Genomic DNA, 4,015 nt, shown 5'->3' on the forward strand with positions numbered 1-4,015 from the left:
AACCCCACCCCCCCAAATTAATACAACACCCCCCCCCCCGCCGTGTTTTCGGCTACAATCTTTTTGTGGGTGTGCGGGGGGGGGGGGGGCGCCCCCCCCCCCCACCCCCCCCTTCGTTCATGTCGTTCATGCTGACGCGAGGGCCTCGGTGGGGGTGAGGCGGGCGGCCCTGATGGACGGGTAGACACCGGCGATCATGCCGACGAGTACGGCGCCGCCGAACCCTTCCGCCACCGAGGTGAGCGGGACGACCGGCGGCCAGTGCTGGTAGGTGGCGTAGCCGACGGTGGCCAGGACGCCGAGGACCGTACCGGCCACGCCGCCGAGCGCGGACAGTACGACGGACTCGGTGAGGAACTGGCCGCGGATCTGGCCCCGGTTGGCGCCCAGCGCGCGGCGCAGGCCGATCTCACGGCGGCGTTCGAGGACCGAGATGACCATGGTGTTGGCCACTCCGATACCGCCGACCAGCAGCGCGACTCCGGCGAGTCCCAGGAAGAGGGCGGAGAAGGTGGTCTGGGTGGCGCGCTTCGCGGCCAGCGCGTCGGACGGGCGGCTGATCTGGACCATGCCGGGCAGTTGCGGGTAGACCGTGGCGGGCAGCACGCCCCGGACCGCCTCCATGGCGGATTCCCTGGCCTTGATGTAGATCACCGTGGGGTGTCCGTCGAAGTTCAACTGGGCGCGGGCGGCGTCCCATCCGACGAGTACCGAGCGGTCGATGTCGGGGGAGAGCGGGGTCCGGGCAAGGATGCCGATGACCGTGAACCAGCGGTCGTTGATGTAGATCTGCGGGGCGGGTCCCCGGTCGTTCAGCTTCGCGAAGCCGAGCCGGGTGGCGGCGACCGAACCGAGCACCGCGGTGGGGAACCTCTCGGTGGCGGCGTTGAGGAAGCGGCCCGACCGCACCTCGGCGTTGATGGCCGGGAGCAGGTTGACCTCGCTGGCCAGGATGGTGAGTCCAGCGTAGTCGCTGGGGTCGACACGGTCCGAACGGTGCACGGTGGCATGGGTGTTGGCGACGGCACTGGCCATGGTGACCGGACCGATGCGGCGGACCATGTCCACCGATTCCGGCGGGAGCAGCACCGGTGAGTTCGGATTGGGGACCGGCTGCGCCTGGAGCATGTTGGTGCCCATCGCCGAGAGCTCGTTCAGCAGCGCCTTCTGGCTGGAGGCCGGGATCCCGGTGACGACGATCATGGTGGCGATGCCGATCGAGATGCCGAGGGCCGACAGCGCGGCCCGCATCTTCCGGGTACGGATGCCGAGCAGACCCAGCCCCAGAAGATCCAGCGGGGCCAGCCGTACCGGCCTGCTGTTCGCCTCGGTGACGGTGGTGTTCATGACTCCTCATACCTGTCGGCGACGAGGCGCCCGTCGAGGATCTCCACCCGGCGGGGCAGCCGCTCGGCGATGTCCCGGTCGTGGGTGATGATCGCGATGGTGGTGCCCTCGTGGTTCAGCTCGGTCAGCAGTTCAAGGACGGCCCGTCCGTTGGCGGTGTCCAGCGCGCCGGTGGGCTCGTCGGCGAGCACCAGCGCGGGGTTGTTGACCAGAGCCCGGGCGATGGCGACGCGCTGGCGTTCACCGCCGGAGAGCTGGTGCGAGAGGTGTCCGGCCCGGTGGCCCAGGCCGACCCGGTCCAGCGCATCCAGCGCCAGCGGACGGCGCCGGCCGCGCGGCACACCCGCGTAGAGCAGACCGGTGGCGACGTTCTCGGCGGCGGTCAGCCCCTCGGTGAGATGGAACTGCTGGAAGACGAAGCCGAGCCGGCGGCCCCGCAGCGCGGACAACCGCCGGTCGGAGAGCGAGGAAACGTCCCGGCCGCCGATCTCCACGGTGCCGCTCGTCGGCCGGTCCAGGGTGCCCATGATGTTCAGCAGAGTGGACTTGCCGGACCCGGAAGGTCCGACGATGGCCAGCAGTTCACCGGTCCCGATGGCCAGCGAGACATCGTCCAGCGCGTTGACCCCGCCGGGATACGCCATGCTCGCATTGCGGACGGCGAGTACCGGACGTGTGCGGTCGGTCATGAGGCCGTTGCCACCTTGGTGCCCGCGGTGATGCCGGTGCCGCTCACTTCCACCAGTCCCTTGGCGAACATCCCCGTCTCGACGGCCAGCAGACGGCCGCCGGGGAGCTGGAGCGCGTAACCGCCGCCACTCAGCGCGAGCAGCGCGCCGACCGGCACGGCCAGTACGCCCTTCTTGGTCTGCCCGGTGAACTGCACTTGTACGGGTGCGGAGTTGAGGCGGCGCAGCGCCGCCGTGCTGTCCAGCGAGACGGTCACCACCAGCTGCGGTGTGCCGCCGGAGTCACCGCCTGCCTGGTCGGAGGCCTGGGCATCCGTGCTGATGGCAGAGACGGTGCCATGGGCCTCGGAGTTGTCGGGCAGCGTCACGGTCGCCTTGTCACCCTGCTGGATCGAGTCGACGTCGGTCGCGGACAGCGGCACCGACACCGACTTGGCGGTACCGGTGACCGACATCAGCGTTCCGGTGGCCGGGTCGCCGGGCTGTGCCTGTACAGCACCGACCCGTACCTCGCCCGGCAGCACCGCCACGTCGCCGGCGCCGAGGACCCCGGTGGAGGGCATGCCGACCTGGGTCTGCCACCGCCCGACCGCCGCGATCAGGGAGGCGGTGAGCACCCCCTCGCCGGGCTTGACCCGGACATAGGACGGTGACGGAGAGGGGGAGGGGGACGCCGAGGGCGACGGGGCCGGCGAGGCGCTCGCGGCGCCGGTCGGCTCCGGCCGCTGCGCGACCCAACTGCCCGACGCCGGCTGGGCGCCGATGTCGTAGCCGAGCGCCCTGAGGTTGTCCGCGACCACCTTGACGTCCCTGCCCATGAGACCTCTGGTGTCCAGGGGGCGGAACAGCGGTGTGGTCCCGTAGAACACCGGCACCGGACGATCGTCCAGCCGGTACAGGGACCTGCCCCTGGACACCTTGGACCCCACCGCCGGCAGCTGGGTGACCAGGCCCTCCTTGCCGCCCTTCACCGATATGGTCCTGCCGTAGCCCAGGGTTCCGTGCAGCGAAAGGGTGCTGGACAGGTCGGTCCTGACCACCGCGACGGTGTTCACCCGGGGCGCATCGCTCGCCGCGGCGCCCGACGGCTTCCCACCGCTCCTCACCCCGGCCACGCCGACCCCCACCACGCCTGCCGTGAGCAGTGCGGCCACCGCGATGACGGCCCGTTTCCGCGCTTTCCCCGGCGCCGCGCCGCCGGGCGGCTCGTCGGCCTGAGCGTGCTCACTTCTTCGCACCGAATGCCTCCAGCCGGCAACTGCTCTCTATTTCATCCGAATTGGCCGGCAGGTTGTCGGAGGCGTAGTTCCAGCCCGCGTTGTCGGGCAGCCCGACAACCTTGAGTCCCTTGGAGTTCATGCACCTGATCCATTCGCGGAAGTCATCCGCGTAATGCGGGTTCTTCTTCGGGTCCGTCTCCACAGGCTGAAGGGGTTGCTTCGAGGCGCAGACCTTCGCCGATGCGGGAAAGTCCGAGGCGTTCACGCCCGGGAAGATCCATTCGGCGCCCGCCGCACCCTTCGTGTACGTCTTCACTCCGTGGTCCCGAAGGCAGGACACCCAGGCGTTGTTGAGCTTCCGTTGTTCCTCCTCGCTGCTGTCCAGGCGCAGTTGGGGGCGGCCGGAGTCGGGGTCGGCGCTCGGGCCGGCCGATGCGGCGCTCGCGGCCGGGCTGGAGATCGAGGCCACGTCGGCGTCACCGGCCTTGCCCGCACCGGAGGATCCGCCACCGCAGGCGGTGAGCGCGGACATCGCCACCACCCCGAGGGCGGCCAACGCGACGGATCGGGACCTGGTGCTGTGGCCGCATTGGTTCGCCGGGTTGCGCAGCCTACGGCCGCGCTGGGTCCGCGGATGCCCGGCGGGGGGGTTTTGGGGGGCCCCGGCGCTGGGGGGGCGGGGGCCGGGGCGCGGCGCGGGGAGGGGGGGAACCCGCGGTGCGACGGGCGCCGGGCACCACTCGCGCCCCCCCCCCAACC

Annotated in this window: 4 protein-coding genes; all 4 read right to left on the bottom strand. The window is 70.9% G+C overall.

The window, feature by feature from the left end; translation table 11 throughout:
- Positions 1 to 126 precede the first annotated feature (126 nt).
- The 4 genes from ACFXC1_RS05635 to ACFXC1_RS05650 are packed head-to-tail and all read right to left on the bottom strand — an operon-like array spanning position 127 to position 3,788.
- Positions 127 to 1,347, bottom strand: a complete 1,221-nt coding sequence (locus ACFXC1_RS05635; protein ID WP_381239116.1) for an ABC transporter permease — start codon at positions 1,345 to 1,347, stop codon at positions 127 to 129.
- The gene (locus ACFXC1_RS05640; RefSeq protein WP_381239119.1) at positions 1,344 to 2,036 is read right to left on the bottom strand and encodes an ABC transporter ATP-binding protein; all 693 of its coding nucleotides are present in this window, start codon (positions 2,034 to 2,036) and stop codon (positions 1,344 to 1,346) included. The genes ACFXC1_RS05635 and ACFXC1_RS05640 overlap by 4 nt, the downstream gene beginning before the upstream one ends.
- Complete coding sequence (locus tag ACFXC1_RS05645; protein ID WP_381239122.1) at positions 2,033 to 3,274, bottom strand: efflux RND transporter periplasmic adaptor subunit; 1,242 nt, start codon at positions 3,272 to 3,274, stop codon at positions 2,033 to 2,035. The genes ACFXC1_RS05640 and ACFXC1_RS05645 overlap by 4 nt, the downstream gene beginning before the upstream one ends.
- The gene (locus ACFXC1_RS05650) at positions 3,261 to 3,788 is read right to left on the bottom strand and encodes a hypothetical protein (protein ID WP_381239124.1); all 528 of its coding nucleotides are present in this window, start codon (positions 3,786 to 3,788) and stop codon (positions 3,261 to 3,263) included. The genes ACFXC1_RS05645 and ACFXC1_RS05650 overlap by 14 nt, the downstream gene beginning before the upstream one ends.
- Between the last annotated feature and the right edge of the window lie 227 nt (positions 3,789 to 4,015).

The organism is Streptomyces hokutonensis, from assembly GCF_042751305.1.
Lineage (GTDB): Bacteria > Actinomycetota > Actinomycetes > Streptomycetales > Streptomycetaceae > Streptomyces > Streptomyces hokutonensis_A.

Coding starts and splice junctions, on each gene's coding strand:
- ACFXC1_RS05635 (WP_381239116.1), bottom strand. CDS start 1,347: ATGAACACCACCGTCACCGAGGCGAACAGCAGGCCGGTACGGCTGGCC.
- ACFXC1_RS05640 (WP_381239119.1), bottom strand. CDS start 2,036: ATGACCGACCGCACACGTCCGGTACTCGCCGTCCGCAATGCGAGCATG.
- ACFXC1_RS05650 (WP_381239124.1), bottom strand. CDS start 3,788: ATGTCCGCGCTCACCGCCTGCGGTGGCGGATCCTCCGGTGCGGGCAAG.